The organism is Streptomyces sp. NPDC028305, from assembly GCF_055569495.1.
In genome coordinates, this window is the sequence record NZ_JBVHTN010000008.1 from 111,875 (window position 1) to 133,598 (window position 21,724).

At 72.7% G+C, this 21,724-nt stretch carries 19 protein-coding genes; 12 read left to right on the forward strand and 7 right to left on the reverse strand.

Annotated features, from left to right (window positions below):
• The first annotated feature begins 190 nt into the window (after nt 1-190).
• From ACZ4WQ_RS33925 to ACZ4WQ_RS33940, 4 genes are all read left to right on the forward strand, one after another.
• On the forward strand, nt 191-1,579 hold the full coding sequence (locus tag ACZ4WQ_RS33925; RefSeq protein ID WP_361193027.1) for a peptidase C39 family protein: 1,389 nt from the start codon (nt 191-193) through the stop codon (nt 1,577-1,579).
• Nucleotides 1,580-1,755: 176 nt separating this feature from the next.
• Entirely contained in the window at nt 1,756-2,256 is a 501-nt protein-coding gene (locus tag ACZ4WQ_RS33930) for an Hsp20/alpha crystallin family protein (protein WP_311725869.1), read from the forward strand.
• Between the two features lie 91 nt (nt 2,257-2,347).
• Nucleotides 2,348-2,776 carry a DUF2267 domain-containing protein gene (locus tag ACZ4WQ_RS33935; protein WP_311725870.1) on the forward strand — a complete coding sequence of 143 codons (429 nt, stop codon included), beginning with the start codon at nt 2,348-2,350 and terminating at the stop codon, nt 2,774-2,776.
• 314 nt (nt 2,777-3,090) lie between these two features.
• Complete coding sequence (locus ACZ4WQ_RS33940) at nt 3,091-5,301, forward strand: putative bifunctional diguanylate cyclase/phosphodiesterase (protein WP_311725871.1); 2,211 nt, start codon at nt 3,091-3,093, stop codon at nt 5,299-5,301.
• Nucleotides 5,302-5,348: 47 nt separating this feature from the next.
• On the opposite strand, the gene ACZ4WQ_RS33945 is transcribed toward ACZ4WQ_RS33940, so the two are convergent.
• The 3 genes from ACZ4WQ_RS33945 to ACZ4WQ_RS33955 all read right to left on the reverse strand — a co-directional run bounded on the left by ACZ4WQ_RS33945 (nt 5,349) and on the right by ACZ4WQ_RS33955 (nt 8,637).
• A complete protein-coding gene (locus tag ACZ4WQ_RS33945; RefSeq protein WP_311725872.1) occupies nt 5,349-5,723 on the reverse strand; it encodes a DUF779 domain-containing protein in 375 nt (124 codons plus the stop codon).
• Nucleotides 5,723-7,246, reverse strand: a complete 1,524-nt coding sequence (adh, locus tag ACZ4WQ_RS33950) for an aldehyde dehydrogenase (RefSeq protein ID WP_361193032.1) — start codon at nt 7,244-7,246, stop codon at nt 5,723-5,725. The genes ACZ4WQ_RS33945 and adh overlap by 1 nt, the downstream gene beginning before the upstream one ends.
• An 80-nt stretch (nt 7,247-7,326) precedes the next feature.
• Nucleotides 7,327-8,637, reverse strand: coding sequence for a GAF domain-containing protein (locus ACZ4WQ_RS33955; RefSeq protein WP_311725874.1), 1,311 nt, complete (start codon nt 8,635-8,637; stop codon nt 7,327-7,329).
• Between the two features lie 173 nt (nt 8,638-8,810).
• On the opposite strand from ACZ4WQ_RS33955, the gene ACZ4WQ_RS33960 reads away from it, so the two are divergent.
• Complete coding sequence (locus ACZ4WQ_RS33960) at nt 8,811-9,482, forward strand: hypothetical protein (RefSeq protein WP_311725875.1); 672 nt, start codon at nt 8,811-8,813, stop codon at nt 9,480-9,482.
• A gap of 165 nt (nt 9,483-9,647) precedes the next feature.
• On the opposite strand, the gene ACZ4WQ_RS33965 is transcribed toward ACZ4WQ_RS33960, so the two are convergent.
• Nucleotides 9,648-9,824: a zf-HC2 domain-containing protein gene (locus tag ACZ4WQ_RS33965; protein ID WP_311725876.1), complete on the reverse strand. Its 177-nt coding sequence runs from the start codon at nt 9,822-9,824 to the stop codon at nt 9,648-9,650.
• Nucleotides 9,825-9,858: 34 nt separating this feature from the next.
• On the opposite strand from ACZ4WQ_RS33965, the gene ACZ4WQ_RS33970 reads away from it, so the two are divergent.
• Nucleotides 9,859-10,452, forward strand: coding sequence for a sigma-70 family RNA polymerase sigma factor (locus tag ACZ4WQ_RS33970; RefSeq protein WP_311725877.1), 594 nt, complete (start codon nt 9,859-9,861; stop codon nt 10,450-10,452).
• On the opposite strand, the gene ACZ4WQ_RS33975 is transcribed toward ACZ4WQ_RS33970, so the two are convergent.
• Nucleotides 10,449-11,609, reverse strand: a complete 1,161-nt coding sequence (locus ACZ4WQ_RS33975) for a PP2C family protein-serine/threonine phosphatase (protein WP_398898384.1) — start codon at nt 11,607-11,609, stop codon at nt 10,449-10,451. The genes ACZ4WQ_RS33970 and ACZ4WQ_RS33975 overlap by 4 nt on opposite strands.
• Nucleotides 11,610-11,780: 171 nt before the next feature.
• Nucleotides 11,781-13,043, reverse strand: coding sequence for a glycoside hydrolase family 18 protein (locus ACZ4WQ_RS33980; protein ID WP_358847479.1), 1,263 nt, complete (start codon nt 13,041-13,043; stop codon nt 11,781-11,783).
• 360 nt (nt 13,044-13,403) lie between these two features.
• On the opposite strand from ACZ4WQ_RS33980, the gene ACZ4WQ_RS33985 reads away from it, so the two are divergent.
• Nucleotides 13,404-14,576 carry an acyl-CoA dehydrogenase family protein gene (locus tag ACZ4WQ_RS33985; protein WP_311725880.1) on the forward strand — a complete coding sequence of 391 codons (1,173 nt, stop codon included), beginning with the start codon at nt 13,404-13,406 and terminating at the stop codon, nt 14,574-14,576.
• 143 nt (nt 14,577-14,719) lie between these two features.
• Here ACZ4WQ_RS33985 and ACZ4WQ_RS33990 read toward each other — a convergent pair whose 3' ends face one another.
• On the reverse strand, nt 14,720-15,097 hold the full coding sequence (locus tag ACZ4WQ_RS33990; RefSeq protein WP_311725882.1) for a hypothetical protein: 378 nt from the start codon (nt 15,095-15,097) through the stop codon (nt 14,720-14,722).
• Nucleotides 15,098-15,431: 334 nt separating this feature from the next.
• Between ACZ4WQ_RS33990 and ACZ4WQ_RS33995 the strand changes: the two genes are divergently transcribed.
• The 5 genes from ACZ4WQ_RS33995 to fxsA all read left to right on the forward strand — a co-directional run bounded on the left by ACZ4WQ_RS33995 (nt 15,432) and on the right by fxsA (nt 21,696).
• Nucleotides 15,432-15,872, forward strand: coding sequence for an Lrp/AsnC family transcriptional regulator (locus ACZ4WQ_RS33995; protein WP_311725883.1), 441 nt, complete (start codon nt 15,432-15,434; stop codon nt 15,870-15,872).
• Between the two features lie 150 nt (nt 15,873-16,022).
• Entirely contained in the window at nt 16,023-17,675 is a 1,653-nt protein-coding gene (locus ACZ4WQ_RS34000) for an amidohydrolase (protein ID WP_311725884.1), read from the forward strand.
• 559 nt (nt 17,676-18,234) lie between these two features.
• Nucleotides 18,235-20,022, forward strand: a complete 1,788-nt coding sequence (gene lnt / locus ACZ4WQ_RS34005; RefSeq protein ID WP_398375509.1) for an apolipoprotein N-acyltransferase — start codon at nt 18,235-18,237, stop codon at nt 20,020-20,022.
• A 274-nt stretch (nt 20,023-20,296) separates the two neighbouring features.
• Entirely contained in the window at nt 20,297-21,067 is a 771-nt protein-coding gene (locus tag ACZ4WQ_RS34010) for a polyprenol monophosphomannose synthase (protein ID WP_352134926.1), read from the forward strand.
• A gap of 80 nt (nt 21,068-21,147) precedes the next feature.
• A complete protein-coding gene (gene fxsA / locus ACZ4WQ_RS34015) occupies nt 21,148-21,696 on the forward strand; it encodes an FxsA family membrane protein (RefSeq protein WP_358847482.1) in 549 nt (182 codons plus the stop codon).
• Nucleotides 21,697-21,724 lie beyond the last annotated feature (28 nt).

Here is a 21,724-nt window from a genome sequence, read left to right on the forward strand (position 1 = left end):
CCGCCGTTCCCGCCCCGTTCCCGCGCTGCCCTCACCTCGCGATTCGCCCCGCCCTCACTCCAATGGTCCACACCAATATTGATGAGGCGCCCAGCCGGGAATCACTGGCCTGACACCACTCGCAGCGGCCATAGTTGTGCGACTGTCGCGCACCCACGGCCCACCCGGACGACGACTGGGGGAACCCCGTATGACCAGATCCGGAGACGGATTCACACCTCGCCGCACCGTGCTCGCCGCCGCCTTCGCCGTCACCGGCGCGGCCGCCCTGTCCACCGGCACCGCGGCCGCGGAGCCGGTGCGCCCGGCGGCCCGGCCGGCCCGGAAGGCCGCCGCCCCGGCCGTCGGCTACCACGGCTGGAGCAGCCTCGCCGACTGGCGGGCGGGAGCGGGTGACGGCATCCGCGTCGAGGCCGGAGCCCGCCCCGGCGTGGTCATCTCCCGCCCCGCGGGCACCGCCGACTACACCGATCCGCACACCGGCATCACGGCGTCCTGGGAGTACGCGACCTGGACCTCCCCGGCGCACACCCTGGCCACTCCGGCCACCGAGGCGATCGTGTCCTGGAACGCCCGCACCCCGGCCGGCACCTGGATCCTGGCCGAGCTGAAGGGCACGTACACCGACGGCACCGACACTCCCTGGTATGTGATGGGCCGCTGGGCGTCCGGGGACGGCGCCGAGTCCATCCGCCGGACCTCGGTCGACGACCAGAGCGACGGCAAGAGCTCGGTGTGGACCGACACCTTCTCCGTCGACGACGCGGCGAGCGGGCTGCGGCTCGTCTCGTACCGGGTGCGGCTCACCCTCTACCGCAAGCCCGGCAGCAAACTGACGCCCACGGTGTGGCGCGTCGGCGCGATGGGCTCGGACGTCCCCGACCGCTTCGAGGTGCCCGCCTCCACCCCGGGCCTGGCCGGGGGGCGTGAGCTGACCGTGCCGCGCTACTCGCAGGAGATCCACAAGGGCCAGTACCCGGAGTACGACAACGGCGGCGAGGCGTGGTGCAGCCCCACCTCGTCCCAGATGATCATCGAGTACTGGGGCCGCAAGCCCACCGCCGGGGACCTGGCCTGGGTCAACCCCGACTACGCCGACCCGCAGGTCTGCCACGCCGCTCGGCACACCTTCGACTACCAGTACCAGGGCTGCGGCAACTGGCCGTTCAACGCCGCCTACGCCGCCACCTACCGCGATCTCCAGGGAGTGGTCACCCGGCTCGGCTCGCTGAACGACGCCGAGAAGCTGATCGCCGCCGGCATTCCGCTGATCACCTCCCAGTCGTTCCTCAAGGAGGAGCTGACCGGGGCCGGATACGGCACCGCGGGCCACCTGATGACCGTGATCGGCTTCACCGCCGAAGGCGACGTCATCGCCAACGACCCGGCCTCGGCCGACAACGCGGCGGTCCGCCACGTCTACAAGCGGCGCGAGTTCGAGAACATCTGGCTGCGCACCAAGCGCTACAACGCCCAGGGCAAGGTGGCCTCCGGCACCGGCGGCGTGTGCTACCTGTACTTCCCGGCCAAGCCGACCGCGAGTCAGAGCCGCGTCCTGCGGGAGCTGGGCATCCGCTGAGCGCACGGGCGGCGCTCGGCCCCCGGGCGCCGCCCCGCCCCCTCCCTCCGGTCCTTCCCCGACCCGCTCACGCCCCGCCCCGGCCATGATCCGAGGTGCGGGCGGCCCTCCGGCTGCCCATCCTGGACAGGGGACAACGCATCCGCGGATCACCGACAGGACGGAGGTGGTGGGCGATGAGCATGCCCGTCCGGAGAACACGAAACGAGGGCGCGATGGAGCGCCAGCGCGGCTGGGCGCGCAGTCCCCTGGCCGAGTTCGACGAGTTGCTCAACCAGATGGGCGGGCTCCTCGAATCCACGGTCGGCGGCGCGGTACCGGGCGCCGGTCTGGCGGCCTGGACGCCGTCCGCCGATGTGTCCGAGACCGACGAGGCATATCACGTCCAGATCGAGCTGCCGGGCGTCAGCCGCAGGGACGTCGACGTCGAGGTGAGCGGGCAGGAACTGGGCGTCTCGGGGGAGATCAAGGAGCGGGAGAGCAAGGGCGTTCTGCGCCGCAGCACGCGTCGCACCGGCCGCTTCGAGTACCGGATGCGGCTGGCGGGCGAAGTGAACACCGAAGGCGTCAAGGCGAGCATGTCCGACGGCGTGTTGACGATCGGCGTCCCCAAGGCGGAGACCACCAAGCCCCGCCACATCGAAATCACCGAGGTCGGCGAGAGCAGGGGCGGCTGACCCCGCCGAAGGAGGCTCTGTCCCGCGGCGGGACCGCCCCCTTCGGGTGTGTTCCGCCGCGGTCGGCGGGCGGACGCGGAAGGACGACAAGATGGTTGCCACAGGCTTTTCCTCGTTCGACACCATGGTCGACAAGGCGAATCGGCTTCTGAAAGAGATCGAAGAGGTGTACGGCTGGCCCAAGGAGCGCCGCAAGCAGTCGTACGCGGCGCTGCGCGCGGTGCTGCACCATCTGCGGGACCGGCTCCCGGTCGACGAGGCCGTGCAGTTCGGCGCGCAGCTCCCGACCCTGCTGCGGGGCGTGTACTACGACGGGTGGCGGCCCGCGCACACACCGGTGAAGATGAACAGCGAGGAATTCTTGAGACGGGTCCGCGCGGACTTCCCGTACGCGATCGAAGGTGACACCGAGCAATTGGTGCGCACCGTTCTGCAAGCCCTTGAACGCCATGTCAGCGAAGGCGAGTGGAATGATCTGAAGGCGCGGTTGCCATCGTCGCTGGCGTCCGTCATACCTTAGCGCGCCCGGATAATTGCCCGGGTTCTCCCGGCTTTTCCGTTCCTGGCGCCGAAAAAGACCGAGAAGTGGACTAGTGATTTCCACTTCCCGCTCCGCATCGGACGGCCGATCAGTAATCTCGGCTCAGCAGCGGGTTGCCCTGCCGCTATTCGTCATGCTCCACTTCCCCGAGGACGCGGACGACCCCGAGGGCGGCCCCGGAAGCCGGAAGAGGGCGAGGAAGTGCAGGACGTGTACTGGCGGCCGAAGGGCGACGACGGCGCAGGCGAGGACGCGGCGGCTCATGGCGGCCGCGCCGCGGCGGGGCCCGCGATATGACTTCCGGGCCGGGCGGCGGGCCGAGACCTGAGGAGAGCACGGCGGAGAGTGCGGCGGCCGAGGAGGCCCGGGTCAGGCGGTTCGCGGAGGTCTGGAGCCGCGCCGTCCACCCGGTGACGGCGACGGCCATGACCCCGGCCGAGTTCGAGGAGCGCCTGGTGCCGCTGGCCGCCCGGCTGAGCGCGGCGCTCCGCTCCGAGCCCTTCGACACCGCGCCGGCGTACGAGGTCGGGGCCGCGCTGGTGGACGTGCAGTGCACCGAGCCCGAGGCGCTCCCGGCGATCCTGGGCGCCATCGACAGCCATCTGGTGCCCTACTGCCCGCCCGCCGCGGCGACGGCCGGGCCCATGACCGAACCCATGGCCGAGGACGAGGCACGGGCCCGCTGCACCCGGCTCCAGCACGCCCTCGCCGCCGGCTTCGTCCGCGAGCTCAGAGAGCGCGAGCGCGATCAGCACGAGGCCGTCTCGCGCGCCGCGGAGGCCGCCCGCACCGCGGCCGAGAGGGCGCTGCACGCCAGCGAGGCCAAGTTCCAGGCGGTGTTCGAGGGCGCGGTCATCGGCGTCGGCATCTGCGGCCTGGACGGCGAGATCCTGGTCGTGAACGACGCCATGGCCCGGATGTTCGGCGGCATGGACTTCTTCCGCCCCGGCCGCAACGTCAACGAGTTCGTCCACCCCGACGACGCGCCCGGAGTCCACGAGACCTACCGCGAGCTGGTGACCGGCCGGCGCGACCACTTCCGCATCGAGAAGCCCCACTACCGCGACGACGGCAGCGTGCTGTGGACCAATCTGACGGTCACCCTGCTCCGCGACTCCGCCGGCGCCCCGCAGTACCAGCTCACCCTCGCCGAGGACGTCACCGAGCACCGGCTGCTGCGCGAGCGGCTGCGCTACGAGGCCACGCATGACGAGCTGACCGGGCTGCCCAACCGCACCCTGTTCCTGGAGCGCCTGGACAAGGTGCTGGCCGGCGAGGCCGGCGCCGAGCGCTTCGGCGTCTGCTACCTGGACCTGGACGGCTTCAAGTCGGTCAACGACAGCCTCGGACACATCGCGGGCGACCGGCTGCTCAAGGCCGTCGCCGACCGCCTCCAGGACTGCGCCGCCTCCCCCGACGAGCTGATCGCGCGCGTGGGCGGCGACGAGTTCCTCGCCCTGGTCACCGGCCCCACCGCACAGCAGGACGGCACCGCCCTGGCCCGCCGGATGCTCGCCGCTCTCGAGGAGCCGGTCCGCGTCGACGGCCGCGAGCTGCTGGTACGGGCCAGCATCGGCGTCGTGGACGGGCCGGCCGGCGAGATCGGCCGGGCGGAGGTGCTGCGCAGCGCGGACATCACGATGTACCGGGCCAAGGCGGCCGGCGGCAATCGCTACGAACTCGCCGACGCCGACTCCAACGCCCGGGTCATCGCGCGGCACAGCCTGACCAACGGCCTGCCCGCCGCCCTGGAGCGGGGCGAGTTCTTCATCGAGTACCAGCCCCTGGTGCGGCTGGCCGACGGCACCGTGCGCGGCGCCGAGGCGCTCGTCCGCTGGCTCCACCCCAAGCACGGCGTCCTCGGCCCCGACCAGTTCATCCCGCTCGCCGAGGACACCGGGCTGATCGTCCCGCTGGGCCGCTGGGTGCTGGAGCAGGCCGCCCGGCAGGCCCGCGACTGGCAGGACGCCGCCGAGGACGACACGGACCCGCTGCGGGTCAACGTCAACCTCTCGCCCTGCCAGCTGAGCCACCCCAGCCTGGTCTCCGACACCGTGGCCGTCCTGGAGAACGCGGGGCTGTGCCCGAGCGCGCTGTGCCTGGAGGTGACGGAGAACGACCTGATCGGCGTGGACGAGGACGCGCTGCGCCCGCTGCGCCAACTCGCCGACCTGGGCGTGGACATCGCCCTGGACGACTTCGGCACCGGCTACTCCAACCTCTCGTATCTGCGCCGGCTGCCGGTCTCCACGCTCAAGCTCGACCGCTCCTTCACCCGGGGCATGCAGCGGGCCCCGATCGACCCCGTCGACGTCAAGATCGTGGAGGGGATCGTCTCACTCGCCCACACCCTCGACCTGGCGGTGACGGTGGAGGGCGTGGAGACCGCGGTGCAGGCCGAGTGTCTGCGCGGCCTGGGCTGTGACACCGCCCAGGGCTGGTACTACGCCCGCCCCGGCCCGCCCGAGCGCCTCCACACCCTCGCCCTCGCCGACGCGAGCTGACGCCCGCGGCGGGGGCTTGTACGGGCCCCCGCCGCGGGCGCACGGTCTCACCCCGGCGCGTCCAGCAGCCGGGAGCGGATCAGGAAGCGGACGCCCTCCGGCGCCTCCAGGGAGAAGCCGCTGCCCCGGCCCGGCACCACATCCACCGTCAGATGCGTATGCCGCCACCGCTCGAACTGGTCGGCCGACATCCAGAACCCGACCGGCTCCGCGACGCCCTCCACCGTCAGCGACCCCAGCAGCACATCCGCCGCGCCCGTACGGAACTCCCCCAGCGGGTAGCACATCGGCGCGCTGCCGTCGCAGCAGCCGCCCGACTGGTGGAACATCAGCGGTCCGTGCTCCTCGCTCAGCCGCCGGATCAGCTCCGCCGCGGCCGGGGTCAGCGCGACCCGGGACACCTCGGCCTTGGCCTCGGCCATCAGAAGAATCCGAGCTTCTTGGGGGAGTAGCTCACCAGCAGGTTCTTCGTCTGCTGATAGTGGTCCAGCATCATCTTGTGGGTCTCGCGGCCGATGCCGGACTGCTTGTAGCCGCCGAACGCCGCGTGCGCCGGGTAGGCGTGGTAGCAGTTGGTCCACACCCGGCCCGCCTGGATGGCGCGCCCGGCGCGGTAGGCGGTCGTGCCGTCGCGGGTCCATACGCCCGCGCCCAGCCCGTACAGCGTGTCGTTGGCGATCCTGATCGCGTCGTCGAAGTCGCCGAACGGGGTCACGGCCACCACCGGGCCGAAGATCTCCTCCTGGAAGACCCGCATCTGGTTGGTGCCCTCGAACACCGTGGGCTGGACGTAGTAGCCGCCCGACAGCTCGCCGCCCAGGTCGGCGCGGTCGCCGCCGGTCAGCACCCGGGCGCCCTCCTGCCGGCCGATGTCCAGGTAGGACAGGATCTTCTCCAACTGGTCGTTGGAGGCCTGCGCGCCCAGCATGGTGTCGGTGTCCAGCGGATGGCCCTGGGTGATCTTCTCCGTACGGGCCACGGCCGCGTCCATGAAGTCCCGGTAGTGGCCCTGCTGGACCAGGGCGCGCGAGGGACAGGTGCACACCTCGCCCTGGTTGAGGGCGAACATGGTGAACCCTTCCAGGGCCTTGTCCAGGAAGTCGTCGTCGGCGGCCGAGACGTCGTCGAAGAAGATGTTCGGGCTCTTGCCGCCGAGCTCCAGTGTCACCGGCTTCAGGTGCTCGCTCGCGTACTGCATGATCAGCCGCCCGGTGGTGGTCTCGCCGGTGAAGGCGACCTTGGCCACGCGGGCGCTGGAGGCCAGCGGCTTTCCGGCCTCGACGCCGAAGCCGTTGACGATGTTGAGCACGCCCGGCGGCAGCAGATCGGCGACCAGGCTCAGCCACAGGTGGATGGAGGCCGGGGTCTGCTCGGCGGGCTTGAGGACCACCGCGTTGCCCGCGGCCAGCGCCGGGGCGAGCTTCCAGGTGGCCATCAGGATCGGGAAGTTCCACGGGATGATCTGGGCGACCACGCCCAGCGGCTCGTGGAAGTGGTACGCGACGGTGTCGTCGTCGAGCTGCGAGAGGCTGCCCTCCTGGGCCCGGATGGCCCCCGCGAAGTAGCGGAAGTGGTCGATGGCCAGCGGGATGTCGGCGGCCAGCGTCTCGCGCACCGGCTTGCCGTTCTCCCAGGTCTCGGCGACCGCCAGCGCCTCGAGATTCTCCTCCATGCGGTCGGCGATCCTCAGCAGCACCGAGGCGCGCTCGGCGGGCGAGGTACGGCCCCAGGCGGGGGCCGCGGCGTGGGCGGCGTCCAGGGCCCGCTCGACGTCCTCGGCGGTGCCCCGGGCGATCTCGGTGAAGGTCTGTCCGTTGACCGGGGTCGGGTTCTCGAAGTACTGGCCCCGCTGGGGCGGCACGTATTCGCCGCCGATCCAGTGGTCGTAGCGCGGTTGGTAGCTGACGATCGAGCCCTCGGATCCCGGGCTTGCGTAACGCGGCATGGGCGGCCCTCCCGTGTTTGTCGTTTACGACAGTATTCGTCAGGTGTACGTCATTCGTCAGGAGTACGTCGGCGGCGACGCTAGAGGCCGGTACGTTGCGCGGACGTTGCGCCGGGGCGCACGCCGGGATCGAGCCCGTACGCCGCGCGCAGCCGCCGCACCCGGGGCAGCAGCGACGCCCGGCCCGGAGCGTGCGCCGGAAGGGCCGCCAGCAGGGCCTCGCCCGCCTCCAGGTCGTCCTCGCCCCACGGCGCCCTGGTCCACCACCGCAGCAACTCCGGGTCGCCGCAGGCCAACACGGCGCGGCGGACATCGTCCTCCACGATCCGGCGCATCCGGCACACCCCGGGCGCCTCCGACAGCGGCAGCAGCGGCCCCGCGTACGCGCGCACCGCCGCATGCGTGTTACCGGCCGCCAACTCCTCCGCCACGGCCGCCACATCGGCCCGCACGGGCGCGCACAGCCGGTAGGGGCGCGAGCCCAGCAGCGACCCCACCAGGCGGCGCAGCCGCGACAGCTCCGCGCGCAGGGTCACCGGGGAGCGCCGGTCGGCCTGGTCCCCGTACAGCTCCAGGGCCAGCCGGTCGCCGCTCAGGCCCTCCGGGTGGGCGGCCAGCAGCACCATGATCTCGCTGTGCCGCGGCCCCAGCCGCAGCCGCCGCCCGTCGGTCACCAGCAGCGCCTCGTCCCGCCCCAGCGCCGTCAGCCGCACCCGCGGGCCCGACGGGCGCGGCGCCTCGGCCGCCAGCCGGCCCTCGGCGGCCCGCGCGGTCGCCTGGACCAGGGCCAGGCTGTGCGGGGCCGCCAGATGGTCGCCGCCGGTGATGTCCACCGCGCCCAACAGCCGCCCGGTGTGCGGGTCGTGCACCGGGGCGGCCGCACAGGTCCAGGGCTGCACCGCGCGGTGGTAGTGCTCGGCCGCGAAGATCTGCACCGCGTGGTCGACGGTGAGCGCCGTGCCCGGCGCGTTGGTGCCCGCGTGCCGCTCGTCCCAGCGCGCCCCGGCCACGAAGTTCATCCGCTCGGCCTGATGCCGTACGCCCGCGTGCCCCTCCACCCACAGCATCCGGCCCTGCTCGTCGCAGACCGCCAGCAGATGCGCGCCGTCATGGGCGAAGGTGCCCAGCAGCTCGCGGAACAGCGGCATCACCCGGGCCAGCGGGTGGTCCGCGCGGTACGCCTCCAACTCGGCGTCCGCCAGATCGATCGGCGCCAGGCCGTCCTGGGCCACCCGCGCACTGGCCGAACGCCGCCAGGAGTCCGCCACCACAGGGCGGACGGCCGGCGAGACCGCCCCCTCGGTCAGAAACTCCTCATGGGCGCGGCACACCGCGCGGACGCGCTCCGCCGGATCCGCGCCCGACGCCATCGCCAGCCAGGGGTTGACCACAGGTGTCCTCCCTCGAGGTCGCGGAGGGGCTCACGGACGGTCGGGTTCCTCACACTCTCCCGCGCGCACGCCGACCCGCAAGAGCCGGGACGGAGCCGGTCCATGCGCAACTTGCTCAACTTCCGCGCCCCTGGCGGCGCCGGGCGGTGCGCGAATGGGAGCATGAGCGCGTCATGGAAGCGGGCCACGTACTGCGGGCGCTGCGAGCCGCGGTGTTCGCAGCGGTCTGTGTGCTGCTCGCGGCGCTCGGGCACGCGCTGATGTCCGGGGCCGCGGTCCCGTGGTGGGTGATCGGGGCCGCCGTGCCGCTCGTCGGCGGGGCGACCTGGTGTCTGGCGGGGCGCGAGCGCGGACCGCTGGCGGTGGTCGCCGCGACCGTGGGCGCGCAGACCGCGCTCCACGTCGCGTTCGGCCTCGCGCAGGGCGCCCTGCCCGGGGCGGGGGCGGGGGCACCGTACGGCGCGGCGCCGACGGACGCGCCCATGTCCATGCCGATGTCCGGGCACGCCCACCCCATGGCCCACGCCCACGAGGCCATGGCCTCGGCGCCCCTGCCCGGAGGCCAGGGATACGGCGCGCTCGGCATGTGGTCCGCGCACCTGGTGGCCGCCCTGCTGTGCGGCATGTGGCTCTCCGGCGGCGAACAGGCCGCGTTCCGGCTGGTGCGCACCCTGGCCGCCGGGCTGTTCGCGCCCCTGCTGACCCTGCTGTACGGCGCGCCCCGCGTGCCCGCGCGGCCCCGCGTCCGCGCCGCCCGCCGCGGCGGCTCCCAGCGGCTGCGACGGCTGCTGCTCGCCCATGTCATCGCCACCCGTGGTCCGCCGCCCGGGGCCGCCGTCCGCTGACGGACGGCGGCCCCCTCAGGCCCACCACGTCACCGGACGGCCCTCGGGCCGCCCGGACTTCAGGAAGGACCGCAGGCGATGACCCCTGCCCGCACCCCGGACGCCGCCCCACGGCGGCGCCCGGCCCCCCTGTCTGCCCTCTCCGTCCTCTCCGTATCCCGGCGTTCACGCGCCGTCGAGACGGGCCGCGAGCTCCCGCAGCCGCCGCGCCCGCTCACCCCAGCGGCGGCACTCCGGGCACTCCAGCAGATGGGCGTCGAGCACCGCGTCGGGGACCTCCGGCGGCGGCGCCTCGCCGTCGACACGGGCCGACACGGCGACCCGGAACTGAGCACAGACCACCCCTTCATGGTCCCCGATGGCGCGGGGTACGGCGATGCCTGACCGCGACGACGAGACCCTGACGGCCTGGGCGCTCGCCGCCCGCGGCGGCGACCTCGAGGCCGTGGACCGCTTCGTGCGCGCCACCCGGCGCGATGTGTGGCGCTACGTCCACCGGCTGAGCGACGACCCGCACTCGGCCGACGACCTCGTACAGGAGACCTATCTGCGCGCGCTGCGCGGGCTGCCCCGCTTCGAGGGCAGATCCTCGGCGCGTACCTGGCTGCTGTCGATCGCCCGCCGAGCGGTCGTGGACCGGCTGCGCCGCAACGCGGCCAGGCCGCGGCTGTCGGACACCGACGACTGGCAGACGGCGGCCGAGCGGGCCCAGTGCCGGGCGCAGCCGCACACCGGCTTCGACGAGTCGGTGGCGCTGTCCCAGCTGCTCGCCCTGCTGCCGTACGAGCGGCGCGAGGCGTTCGTCCTCACCCAGCTGCTGGGCCTGCCCTACGCCGAGGCAGCGCTCGTTGTCGGCTGCCCCGTGGGCACGGTCCGGTCCCGCGTGGCCCGCGCCCGCGAGGCGCTGATCGAGCAACTGGCGACGGCCGAGCGCGCCGCCATCGCACCCGAACCGGTGGGCTGCGGCTAGCCGGGCGGTGCGGGGGCGTGTTCCAGGACGATCACTGCCGCGTCGTCCTGGAACCGCCCCTTCGTATGGACGTCCAGGTCCTTTCTCAGCCGCTCCAGCAGCTCCGGGGTGGGCAGCGAGGCCCAGCCGCTGAGGCGGTCGGCCAGGGGGTAGAAGTCCCCGGCGGAGCAGCGCGCCTCGGTCACCCCGTCCGTGCAGGCGAACACCCGGGTGTCGGGCTGGATGGGGATCCGCTGGACCGGGCGCGGCGTGCCGGTCAGGTCGCCGAGGCCGAGCGGCAGGCCGGGCTCCTCGGAGTCCAGCTCGCGGACCGTGCCGTCGGCGTGGAGCAGATACGGCTGGACGTGCCCGCAGTCGATCAGCACCAGCCGTACGTCGTCCACGGGGTCCGGGGTGTGGGCGGGGGCGTCCGGGGCGGGTGCGGGGTCCGGCAGCTCGATTCCGAACACCAGGGCCGTCACAAACCGTTCCTCCTCGGTTCCGTTCCGCTCCCGCTCGTGCGCGGAGTTGTAGCGCCGCAGCCCCACCTCCATGGCGGCCACCCCGCCGCTCAGACTCCGCACGTGATACGCGGCCTCCCGGAACGCGGTCAGCACCGCCGCCCCCGCCCCGAGCGTGCGCAGCCCCTTGCCCTGCACATCGCCGATCAGCACCCGGGGCCCGTAAGGGGTGTCGACGACCTCGTAGATGTCGCCGCCCACCAGGGCGCCCCGCTGTGAGGAGACGTAGAAGCCGTCCACGACCACATCACCGCTGTGCAGCGGAAGCTCGCGCAGCAGGGCGCGCTGTGCCGCCTCTCCGGTGGCGCGGACCTGCGTCAGCAGCTCTTCGCGGTCCCGCAGCAGCCGGGCGACGGCGATGCTCGCGCCGACCATGATGATGTTGCCGAGGATGGAGGCGACGCGGTTGATGGTGACCATGGTGTCCGGGATGACGCCGTGGGTGACGATCATGACGGCGAGGTCGAGCAGGCCGAGCACCAGCGTCTGGCCGTAGGTGCAGACGGCGGCGGCGATGAGGGGGGCCAGCCCGGCGAAGATGTCCAGCCGGAACGAGCGGGGGGTGATGGAGTCGATGAGGACGACCAGCGCCAGATAGACCAGCAGCAAGGGGAAGATACGGCTCGAATGCGCGCGTATGCGCTCCCGCCAGGGCACCGGAACCTCCGCCTCCAGATTTGGAACGGTGTCCAGGTTCGCACGATGCGCCGCAAAATAGCCATAGAGGTGGAGGACCGGACATATCCGGCCCCCCACCTCTCGCTCCCCGCCGGGAGCGCCGGCCGACCGGTGCCGAGCGGTGTCGGCCGGTGGGTCGGGCGGTGAAGGTCAGCTGATGGCCTTGATCAGCTCACCGTTCGACGTGTCGCCGCTGAGCTCCCAGAAGAAGGTGCCGCCCAGGCCCTGCTGGTTCTTGTAGGACATCTTCCCGGCGATGGTGGCGGGGGTGTCATAGCTCCACCACTGGCTGCCGCAGTGCGCGTACGCGGTCCCGCCGACCGTGCCGGTGGCCGGGCACGAGTTCTTGAGCACCTTGTAGTCCTCGATGCCCGCCTCGTAGGTGCCGGGTGCCGCGCCCGTGGCCGTCCCGCCCGGGGCGGACTGGGAGACGCCGGTCCAGCCGCGTCCGTAGAAGCCGATGCCGAGCAGCAGCTTCGAGGCCGGGATGCCGAGGCCCTTGAGCTTGGTGATCGCGGCGTCGCTGTTGAAGCCCTGCTGCGGGATGCCGCTGTAGGAGGTGAGGGGCGAGTGCGGGGCGGTCGGGCCCTGGGCCGCCCACGCGCCGAAGAAGTCGTAGGTCATCGGGTTGTACCAGTCGACGTACTGCGCGGCGCCGGCGTAGTCGGCGGCCTCTATCTTGCCGCCGGAGGAGGCGTCCGCGGTGATGGCGGCCGTCACCAGGTTGTTGCCGCCGAACTTGGCGCGCAGCGCGGCCATCAGGTTCTTGAAGGCGTCCTTGCCGCTGGTGTCACAGGTGTTGCCGCATGCGTTGGGGTACTCCCAGTCGATGTCGATCCCGTCGAAGACATCGGCCCAGCGCGGGTCCTCGACCAGGTCGTAGCAGGACTGGGCGAAGGCGGCGGGGTTCCTGGCGGCCTCGGCGAACCCGGACGACCAGGTCCAGCCGCCGAAGGACCAGAGCACCTTCAGGTTCGGGTGCAGCTTCTTGAGCTTGCGCAGCTGGTTGAAGTTGCCGCGCAGCGCGCCCGCGTCCCAGGTGTCGGCGACGCCGTCGACGCTGCTCCCCGCGTCGTACGCCTTGTCGTAGTCGGCATACGCGTCGCCGATGGCGCACTTGCCGCCGGTGACATTGCCGAAGGCGTAGTTGATGTGGGTGAGCTTGGCGGCGGAGCCGGAGGTCTCGATGTTCTTGACGTGGTAGTTGCGCTGGTAGATGCCCCATTCGGTGAAGTAGCCGATCACCTTGTTGCCCGCAGCGACCTTCGCGTCGGCCTTCGCGGCCTTCGTCCCGGCCTTCGTGAGGGGCTCGCCGGCGGCGGCCGGGCCGGCGAGCATCGTGGCGGTCAGTACCGCCGTACACAGTGCCGCGAGGGCGGCGAGCAGTCCGCGAAGTCCGCGAGGTCTGCGCATGGATTCTCCTCCGTGGGGGTGAGGGGAAAAGGTGCTGTCCGGACGACCTGCCCATGACTTGACATGAACGCGTAGGGCACGGTGGGCACACCGTAGAAGGACTAGACCAGTGCGGTCAATGGTTTGGACCAATACGCTCGCCGCCCGAGGAACTTCGTTGAAGATCCATCCATCGGTGACGCGGGGCCCTCGATCGGGCATACTCCAACCGCCACGGCGCAGGTCACGCCCCGTTCGAGACCCGACGGGAGCGGCCCTGACCGCCCGGCAGCACCCCCGGCGGCGCCGCCCTCACCCCCGGCGCCCCGCCGCCGCAGCAGCCCCCGACAGGGGACGGAAGAGGGAGAGGAGAGCGCCGCCATGACCGACCACGGACCGCAGCCGGTGGAGCGTGAGCTGCCCACCGACGAAGCCCGCGACCTGATCGCGCTGGTTCGCGAGGTGATCGAGCGGGAGATCAGGCCGCAGGCCGCCGAAGAGGAGGCCGCCGGGCGCTTCCCGCGCGAGCTGTTCACCCTGTTGTCGCGGTCCGGGCTGCTGGGGCTGGTGTACCCCGAGGAGTTCGGCGGCGGCGAGCAGCCGTACGAGGTCTATCTCCAGGTCCTGGAGGAGCTGGCCGCGGCCCGGCTCACCGTCGGCCTCGGCGTCAGCGTGCACACCCTCGCCTGCCACGCGCTCGCCCACTACGGCGCCAAGGAGCAGATCGCCGAGCATCTGCCCGCGATGCTGGGCGGCGGCCTGCTGGGCGCGTACTGCCTGTCCGAGCCCTCCTCCGGCTCCGACGCGGCCGCGCTCACCACCCGCGCCGTGCGCGAGGGCGACACCTGGACCCTGACCGGCACCAAGGCCTGGATCACCCATGGCGGCATCGCCGACTTCTACACCGTCATGGCCCGCACCGGTTCCGACCGCACCCGCGGCATCACCGCGTTTCTCGTCCCCGGCGACGCCCCCGGGCTCTCCGCCGCCGCGCCCGAGCGCAAGATGGGTATGAAGGGCTCGCCCACCGCCCAGATCCACCTCGAAGGCGTCCAGGTGCCCGACGCCCGCCGCGTCGGCGACGAGGGCCAGGGCTTCGCCATCGCCCTCTCCGCCCTCGACGCGGGCCGCCTCGGCATCGCGGCGTGCGCGACCGGCGTCGCCCAGGCGGCGCTGGACGAGGCGCTCGCCTACGCCACGCAGCGGCAGCAGTTCGGCCGGCCCGTGGCCGACTTCCAGGGGCTGCGTTTCATGCTCGCCGACATGGCCACCCAGATCGAGGCCGGGCGCGCCCTCTACCTCGCGGCCGCGCGGCTGCGCGACGCGGGCAGGCCCTTCTCCAAGCAGGCGGCGATGGCCAAGCTGTTCTGCACCGACACCGCCATGAAGGTCACCACGGACGCCGTCCAACTGCTGGGCGGCTACGGCTACACCGCGGACTTCCCGGTCGAGCGCTACATGCGGGAGGCCAAAGTGCTCCAGATCGTGGAGGGCACCAACCAGATCCAGCGCGTGGTCGTCGCCCGCCATCTCGCGGGTCCCGAGGGTCGCTGAAGCGGCGCCGGTGACGGCGCGGTGAGGTGATCGATCCCGAGCCCATGGCGAATGCTCTTGTCAGTGGGGGGCGCGGCGTGCCGGGCCCCCTCAGAGCGAGCGGCGGGACTTCGCGGACACGGCTCAGGGGTGAACCGCGGGCCTCAGACCCGGGACGACGGCCGGCGGCGGCGCAGGCCCGGCATCCGGATCGGCTGCGACCCGGGGCCGCCGATGTGCGAGAACGGCTGCATCCGCCAGTCCAGGGTCTCCGGGAGTGTCAGCAGCAGCGCCGCGTCCTGCTCCGACGCGTCCAGCGAAGCGTCGGCGGCGGAGGCGTCAGCCACCCCCCGCCCCGTGCCGGGGCACACGGTGAGTCCGAACGGGTTCCACGGGGACGGGCACAGCGCGTGCTCCGGGAGCACGTCCTCGTCCGCCAACAGGGCGATCGGGCGAGCGCAGTCCGGGCAAATAACCCGGAAGATCTCGTAGGTCTCGTCCATATCGATGTCGCCTTCTTCGAGGCGCTCCAAATAGGGCATGAGTTTCCCCCTCGGGTGGGCTGGCCGGGCACGTCGGCCTCGGCCTGGTCGGGCGCGTCGGCCTCGACCACAGCAAGCATTTCCCGCCGCACTACGCGGGTAATCGCGGCACTCCCTGGGACCCCGGCGAATGTATGTGGTGTTCGTCACATGCCCGGTGCAGATGCTGCGAACATGGGCTTATGTCCGCTGAATATGCCGACCGGGCCGCACCGCCCGCGACCACATAAGACCCTCCGGCAGTAGGGGGCACCTCCCGGCGGTAGCCGGGGGAGAGAGCGATCGGTCCGCGACGCCGCGGGCGCTCCTGCCGGAGGGGCTAAGGTGATCGGCTGTGGAGGAGCTGGACAGACAGATCGTGGAACTGCTCGTCAAGGACGGGCGGATGAGCTACACCGACTTGGGCAAGGCCACCGGCCTGTCGACATCCGCGGTGCATCAGCGCGTCCGGCGGCTCGAACAGCGGGGGGTGATCCGCGGCTACGCGGCCGTGGTGGACCCCGAGGCCGTCGGTCTGCCGATCACCGCGTTCATCTCCGTCAAACCCTTCGACCCCAGCGCGCCCGACGACATCGCCGAACGGCTCGCCGACGTGCCCGAGATCGAGGCGTGCCACAGCGTGGCGGGCGACGAGAACTACATCCTCAAGGTGCGCGTCGCCACACCCCTGGAGCTGGAGAACCTGCTCAGCCGGATCCGCTCGCTGTCCGGGGTCTCCACCCGGACCACCGTCGTGCTGTCCACGCCCTACGAGGCGCGCCCGCCCCGCGTGTGAACCGCTGAACCGGTGAACCGCTGAACCGCTGAACCGCGCGCGAACCCGTGGCGCGAAGACCGACCCTGGTGCGGGGCGGCCCCTGCGAAGGGCGAGACTTGAGGGGCGTACCGCACGACCGACCGAACCGACCCCGCGAGGCAGCCCGCCGTGAACGACCCCACCCCCGCCCAGGCCGAAGGCCGCACCGTGCTGCTGCGCGGCGGCGACGTCCACAGCCCCGCCGACCCGTTCGCCACCGCCATGGTGGTCGAGCGGGGGACCGTGGCCTGGGTCGGCTCGGAGGGCGCGGCGGACGGCTTCGCCGACGGCGTCGACGAGGTGATCCACCTCGAGGGGGCGCTGGTCACCCCGGCGTTCACCGACGCGCATGTGCACACCACCGCCACCGGCCTGGCCCTCACCGGCCTCGACCTCGCGGGCGCCCGCACGCTCGCGGACGCGCTCGACCGCGTCCGCGCCCACGCCCGGGCCCACCCCGACGACCGGATCCTCCTCGGCCACGGCTGGGACGCCAGCGGCTGGCCCGAGGGGCGGCCCCCGACGCGCGCCGAGCTCGACGAGGCCGCCGGCGGCCGGCCGCTCTACCTCACCCGTATCGACGTGCACTCCGCCGTCGTCACCACCGCCCTGCTCGACCTGGTCCCCGGCGTCTCCGGGCTGGCCGGCTACCACGCCGTCGACGACGCTGCCGCCCCGCTGACCGGCGCCGCCCACCACGCCGTGCGCGCCGCCTCCCGCGCCGGGGTGACCGCCCGGCAGCGCGCCGACGCCCAGCGCGCCGCCCTGGCCCGCGCCGCCTCCCTCGGCATCGGCTCGGTGCACGAGTGCGCGGGCCCCGACATCTCCGGCGAGGACGACCTGGCCGGGCTGGTGCGGCTGGCCGCCGAGGAGCCTGGCCCGCGCGTCTTCGGCTACTGGGCCGAGGCCGCCGCGAGCGCCGCCGACCTGGACAAGGTGCGCGACCTCGGCGCCCTCGGCGCGGCGGGCGACCTCTTCGTCGACGGCTCGCTCGGCTCGCACACCGCGCATCTGCACGAGCCGTACGCCGACGCGGCACACACCGGCACCGCCCACCTGGACGCGGCCGCCGTCGCCGCCCATGTCGTCGCCTGCACCGAGGCCGGGCTCCAGGCCGGCTTCCACGCCATCGGCGACGCCGCCGTGACCACCGTCGTGGAGGGGGTACGGGCGGCCGCCGACAAGGTCGGCCTCGCCCGCGTACGCGCCGCCCGGCACCGCGTCGAGCACGCCGAGATGCTCACCCCCGCCACCATCGCCGCCTTCGCCGAGCTCGGCCTCACCGCGTCCGTCCAGCCCGCCTTCGACGCCGTCTGGGGCGGCGAGGCGGGCATGTACGCGCAGCGGCTCGGCGCCGAGCGGGCCCGCACCCTCAACCCCTTCGCCGCGCTGCTGCGCGCCGGCGTGCCCCTGGCGCTCGGCTCCGACAGCCCGGTCACCCCGCTCGACCCCTGGGGCACCGTCCGCGCCGCCGCCTTCCACCGCACCCCCGAGCACCGGGTCTCCGCCCGTGCCGCGTTCACCGCGCACACGCGCGGCGGCTGGCGGGCGCTCGGGCGGGACGACGCGGGCGTCCTGGTGCCCGGCGCGCCCGCCGACTACGCGGTCTGGCGCACCGGTGAGCTTGTCGTACAGGTGCCCGACACGCGGGTCGCCGACTGGTCGACCGACCCGCGCTCCGGGACCCCCGGGCTGCCCGACCTCACACCCGGCGGCCAACTCCCCGTCTGCGTGCGTACGGTGGTCGCCGGGCGCACCGTGTACCTCCGCCCGGACGAGTGACGGACGGCCGCGCCGTACCGCCGAACGATGCCCCCGCGGCTTGTCGCGGGGGTTGAACACCGTCCGTACTGACCTGCTCATTTGAGGAAACAACGCAGGTCGTGCCGGTGTTGACAGGGTGTGGTCGGCGGCCGGTAGGTTCGGCCGAGTCCACCACAGGACGTCCGACCGGGGAATCTCCACGCAGTCGTCGAACGCCGCTGGGCCATGGGGTGGCGCGCCGGACCGGGCGCCGCCGCTGGGAGCCAGGTCCAGCGCACGGGGGCGAGGGAGGGACCACCGGGTCGGCAGGTGCGACCCGGGAGGGGCCCGGACGCTCAGTAGACAACGGCTCTCGGTCGACTCGCAGCCAGCGGGTCCCAGGCCGGCCCGAAGGGCGCCGGGCCCCGAATCCGCACCCCTTACAGCCTCCTGGCGTCTTCCTTGCGCCCGGGTGGCGCGTTCATGACGCCCGCGGGAACCGCGCTGCCCGCCTGAGCGTTCCGGACCTCAGGACACATCTTCGAGCCCCGCGTTATACGGTCACCTCACCACAGCACGATTTGCAGGAAGGCAGCACGTGCATTCGGGTACCGAAACCAACGCCGAGGCCGGCCCCGGGGGCGCGGCCGAGGACCGACCGGGGGAGCAGCCGGAGACCGCCGCCGCGGCTCCCGCGGGCACCTCCGGGGTCCCGGCGCGCGATGCCGAGGCCCGGGCCACGGCACGCCCCGAGCGCGGCCGTCCTGAAGCGAGCCGTCCTGAAGCGAGCGGTCCTGAAGAGGGCCGCCCCGGCCGGGTGCGTCGGCTGGCCCGGCTCGCCCGCCGCGAGGCGCCCCGCAGCGCCGTCGCGGCCGTGTGCGGGCTCGCCCTCGGCCTCGCCTTCCCGCCGTACGGGCTGTGGCCGCTGTCCGTGGTCTCCGTGGCCGCCCTGAGCCTGCTCACCCACGGCCGTACGGCCCGCCAGGGCGCCTGGACGGGCTTCGCCATGGCGCTGCCGTTCTTCGTGCTCCTGCTCAAGTGGCTGCACGTGGTCGGCTGGGACGCCACGGTCGGCCTCTCGGTCCTTCAGGCGCTCTACTTCCTCCCGCTGGGCGCGGGGCTCGCCCTGATCTCCCGGCTCCCGCTGCCCTGGCTGCGGCCCCTGTGGGCGGCCTGTCTGTGGATCGCCGAGGAGTGGGCCCGCGGACGGGTGCCCTTCGGCGGCTTCACCTGGGGCCGGCTGGCCTTCGCCAACACCGGGTCGCCCTACACCCCGCTCGCCGCGCTCGGCGGGGCGCCGCTGGTCAGCTTTGCCGTGGCCCTGACGGGCACGCTGCTGGCCGCCGCGGCCCTGGCCCTGTACGCCCTGCGCGGCGGCGCCCCGCGGCCGCGCGCCGCGCTGGTGGCCGGCGGGTCGGTCGCGGTGGCCGCGGCCGTGACGGTGGCCGGGTTCGCGGTGCCGATCCCCACCGCCGCCGACGACTCCGTGGACATCGCGATTGTCCAGGGCAATGTGCAGCAGCCCGGCATGGACTTCCTGGGCCGCCCCATGAAGATCCTCAACAACCATGTCGACGCCACTCTCGATCTGGCCAAGGACGTCAAGGCGGGCCGGATCAAAAAGCCGGACCTGGTGATCTGGCCGGAAAACGCCTCCGATCTCGACCCCTTCGAGTATCGGGAGGCGTACGCCCGGATCGACGAGGCGGTGAAGGCCATCAATGTGCCCGTCCTCGTCGGCGCCCTGGTCGACCACCCCACCAAGCCGGGGTATGTGCTGAACCAGGGCATCGTCTGGGACCCCAGGAGCGGCCCCGGCGCCTCGTACACCAAGCAGCACCCGGTGCCCTTCGGCGAGTACGTCCCGTTCCGCGAGCAGCTGTCCAAGGTCATCACCCGCTTCAAGCGGGTCCCGCGCGACTTCTACCCCGGTGACCACACCGGGGTGCTGAAGGTCGGCCCGGCCCGGCTGGGCGATGTGATCTGCTTCGAGGTCGCGTACGACGGGATCGTCCGTGACACGGTCAACGCGGGCGCCCGCATGATCGTCGTGCAGACCAACAACGCCACGTACGGCCGGACCGGCCAGCCCGAACAGCAGCTGGCCATGTCCCGGCTGCGGGCCATCGAGCACGGCCGCGCGGTGGTCACCGCGGCCACCAGCGGCATCAGCGCGGTCGTCGCCCCCGATGGCACGATCGAGCAGCGGACGAAAGAATTCACACAAGACGTGCTCACCGCGCGCATCCCGCTGCGCGATGGCACCACTGTCGCCGACCGCGTCGGTGCGACCCCCGAGTGGGTGCTCGCTATGGTGGGCGTTCTCTCCTGCGCGGCTGCGATCATGATCGGCCGTCGGGGACGTACGGACGAGAAAGGGCAGTAGAACCGTGAGCGACGCACGCGAGGCCGACGAGCCGCGCCAGACCTCGGACGCCGCAGATTCGCCTCGCGGGCGGAGAAGCGAACAAGATGGCGCCGTGAGCGACGCACGCGAGGCCGACGAGCCGCGCCAGACCTCGGACGCCGCAGATTCGCCTCGCGGGCGGAGAAGCGAACAAGACGGTGCCGTGAGCGACGCACGCGAGGCCGACGAGCCGCGCCAGACCTCGGACGCCGCGGATTCGCCTCGCGGGCGGAGCGGTCAGAAGGACGACGCCGTGACCGACGGCGGCGGGCGGCGGAAGTACGGTCCGCTCGGCAAGGTTCTGGTGATCATTCCGACCTATAACGAGGCGGAGAACATCAGGCCGATCGTCGCCCGTGTACGGGAATCCGTGCCCGAGGCGCATGTGCTCGTCGCCGACGACAACAGCCCGGACGGCACCGGCAAGGTCGCGGACGAGATCGCGGTCGAGGACGAGCACGTCCATGTGCTGCACCGCCAGGGCAAGGAGGGCCTGGGCGCCGCCTATCTGGCCGGGTTCCGCTGGGGCATCGAGCACGACTACGGCGTGCTGGTCGAGATGGACGCCGACGGCTCGCACCAGCCGGAGGAGCTGCCTCGGCTGCTGACCGCGCTCAAGGGCGCCGACCTGGTGATCGGTTCGCGCTGGGTGCCGGGAGGCCGCATCGTCAACTGGCCCAAGCGGCGGGAGTACCTCTCGCGCGGCGCCAGCACCTACTCCCGGATCCTGCTGGATGTGCCGATCCGCGATGTGACGGCGGGCTTCCGCGCCTTCCGCAAGGAGACCCTGGAGGGCCTCGGCATGGACGCCGTCGCCTCCCAGGGCTACTGCTTCCAGATCGACATGGCCTGGCGCGCGGTCAAGGCGGGCTTCCATGTCATCGAGGTCCCGGTGACGTTCGTCGAACGGGAGCGGGGCGACAGCAAGATGAGCCGTGACATCGTCACCGAGGCGTTCTGGCGGGTCGCCACCTGGGGCGTGAGCTCGCGGGCGAACAAGCTGCTGGGGCGCGACCCCTCGTAGCCGGGCGGTCCGCGACGGATTCCGCAGAGATCTTCGGCCCCGGGGCCCGGCTTCGCGGCCGGGCCGGGCACACTGGGAGCATGATGACCGGCCCGTCGCCACAGACCGACCCGACCCGCCCCAAGCGTTCGCGCACCCGCACCTTCCTGCCGCTGGGGATCGCGGCCTGGCTGGTGCTCGAGATCTGGCTGCTGACCGTGGTGGCGGAGGCCGCCGGCGGGTTCACGGTGTTTCTGCTGTTGCTCGCCGGTGTGGTGGTCGGGGCGGCCGTGATCAAGCGCGCCGGCCGCCGGGCCTGGCAGAACCTCTCGCGGTCCATGCAGCCGGGCGCCGCGCCGCAGGATCCGGCGGCGGGTTCGGGGGGCAGCAGCTTCACGATGCTCGGCGGGCTGCTGCTGATGATGCCGGGCCTGATCTCGGACGTGGCCGCGCTGGTGTGTCTGTTCCCGCCCACGCGCGCGCTGCTGCGCAAGCGCGCGGAGGCGATGCTCAGCCGCCGGGTCGGTTATGTCCCGGGGCCGATGGGCGGCGGCTTCGGGCAGGACCGGATGCGCCGCCCCGAGGGCAAGGTCATCCAGGGCGAGGTCATACGGGACGACGAGGACCCGCACTCGGCGAGCAGGGACTGACCGGCCGGCCGGTCCCGGTCGGCCGCGC

Coding starts and splice junctions, on each gene's coding strand:
- ACZ4WQ_RS33925 (WP_361193027.1), top strand. CDS start 191: ATGACCAGATCCGGAGACGGATTCACACCTCGCCGCACCGTGCTCGCC.
- ACZ4WQ_RS33930 (WP_311725869.1), top strand. CDS start 1,756: ATGAGCATGCCCGTCCGGAGAACACGAAACGAGGGCGCGATGGAGCGC.
- ACZ4WQ_RS33935 (WP_311725870.1), top strand. CDS start 2,348: ATGGTTGCCACAGGCTTTTCCTCGTTCGACACCATGGTCGACAAGGCG.
- ACZ4WQ_RS33940 (WP_311725871.1), top strand. CDS start 3,091: ATGACTTCCGGGCCGGGCGGCGGGCCGAGACCTGAGGAGAGCACGGCG.
- ACZ4WQ_RS33945 (WP_311725872.1), bottom strand. CDS start 5,723: ATGGCCGAGGCCAAGGCCGAGGTGTCCCGGGTCGCGCTGACCCCGGCC.
- adh (WP_361193032.1), bottom strand. CDS start 7,246: ATGCCGCGTTACGCAAGCCCGGGATCCGAGGGCTCGATCGTCAGCTAC.
- ACZ4WQ_RS33960 (WP_311725875.1), top strand. CDS start 8,811: ATGGAAGCGGGCCACGTACTGCGGGCGCTGCGAGCCGCGGTGTTCGCA.
- ACZ4WQ_RS33970 (WP_311725877.1), top strand. CDS start 9,859: ATGCCTGACCGCGACGACGAGACCCTGACGGCCTGGGCGCTCGCCGCC.
- ACZ4WQ_RS33980 (WP_358847479.1), bottom strand. CDS start 13,043: ATGCGCAGACCTCGCGGACTTCGCGGACTGCTCGCCGCCCTCGCGGCA.
- ACZ4WQ_RS33985 (WP_311725880.1), top strand. CDS start 13,404: ATGACCGACCACGGACCGCAGCCGGTGGAGCGTGAGCTGCCCACCGAC.
- ACZ4WQ_RS33990 (WP_311725882.1), bottom strand. CDS start 15,097: ATGCCCTATTTGGAGCGCCTCGAAGAAGGCGACATCGATATGGACGAG.
- fxsA (WP_358847482.1), top strand. CDS start 21,148: ATGATGACCGGCCCGTCGCCACAGACCGACCCGACCCGCCCCAAGCGT.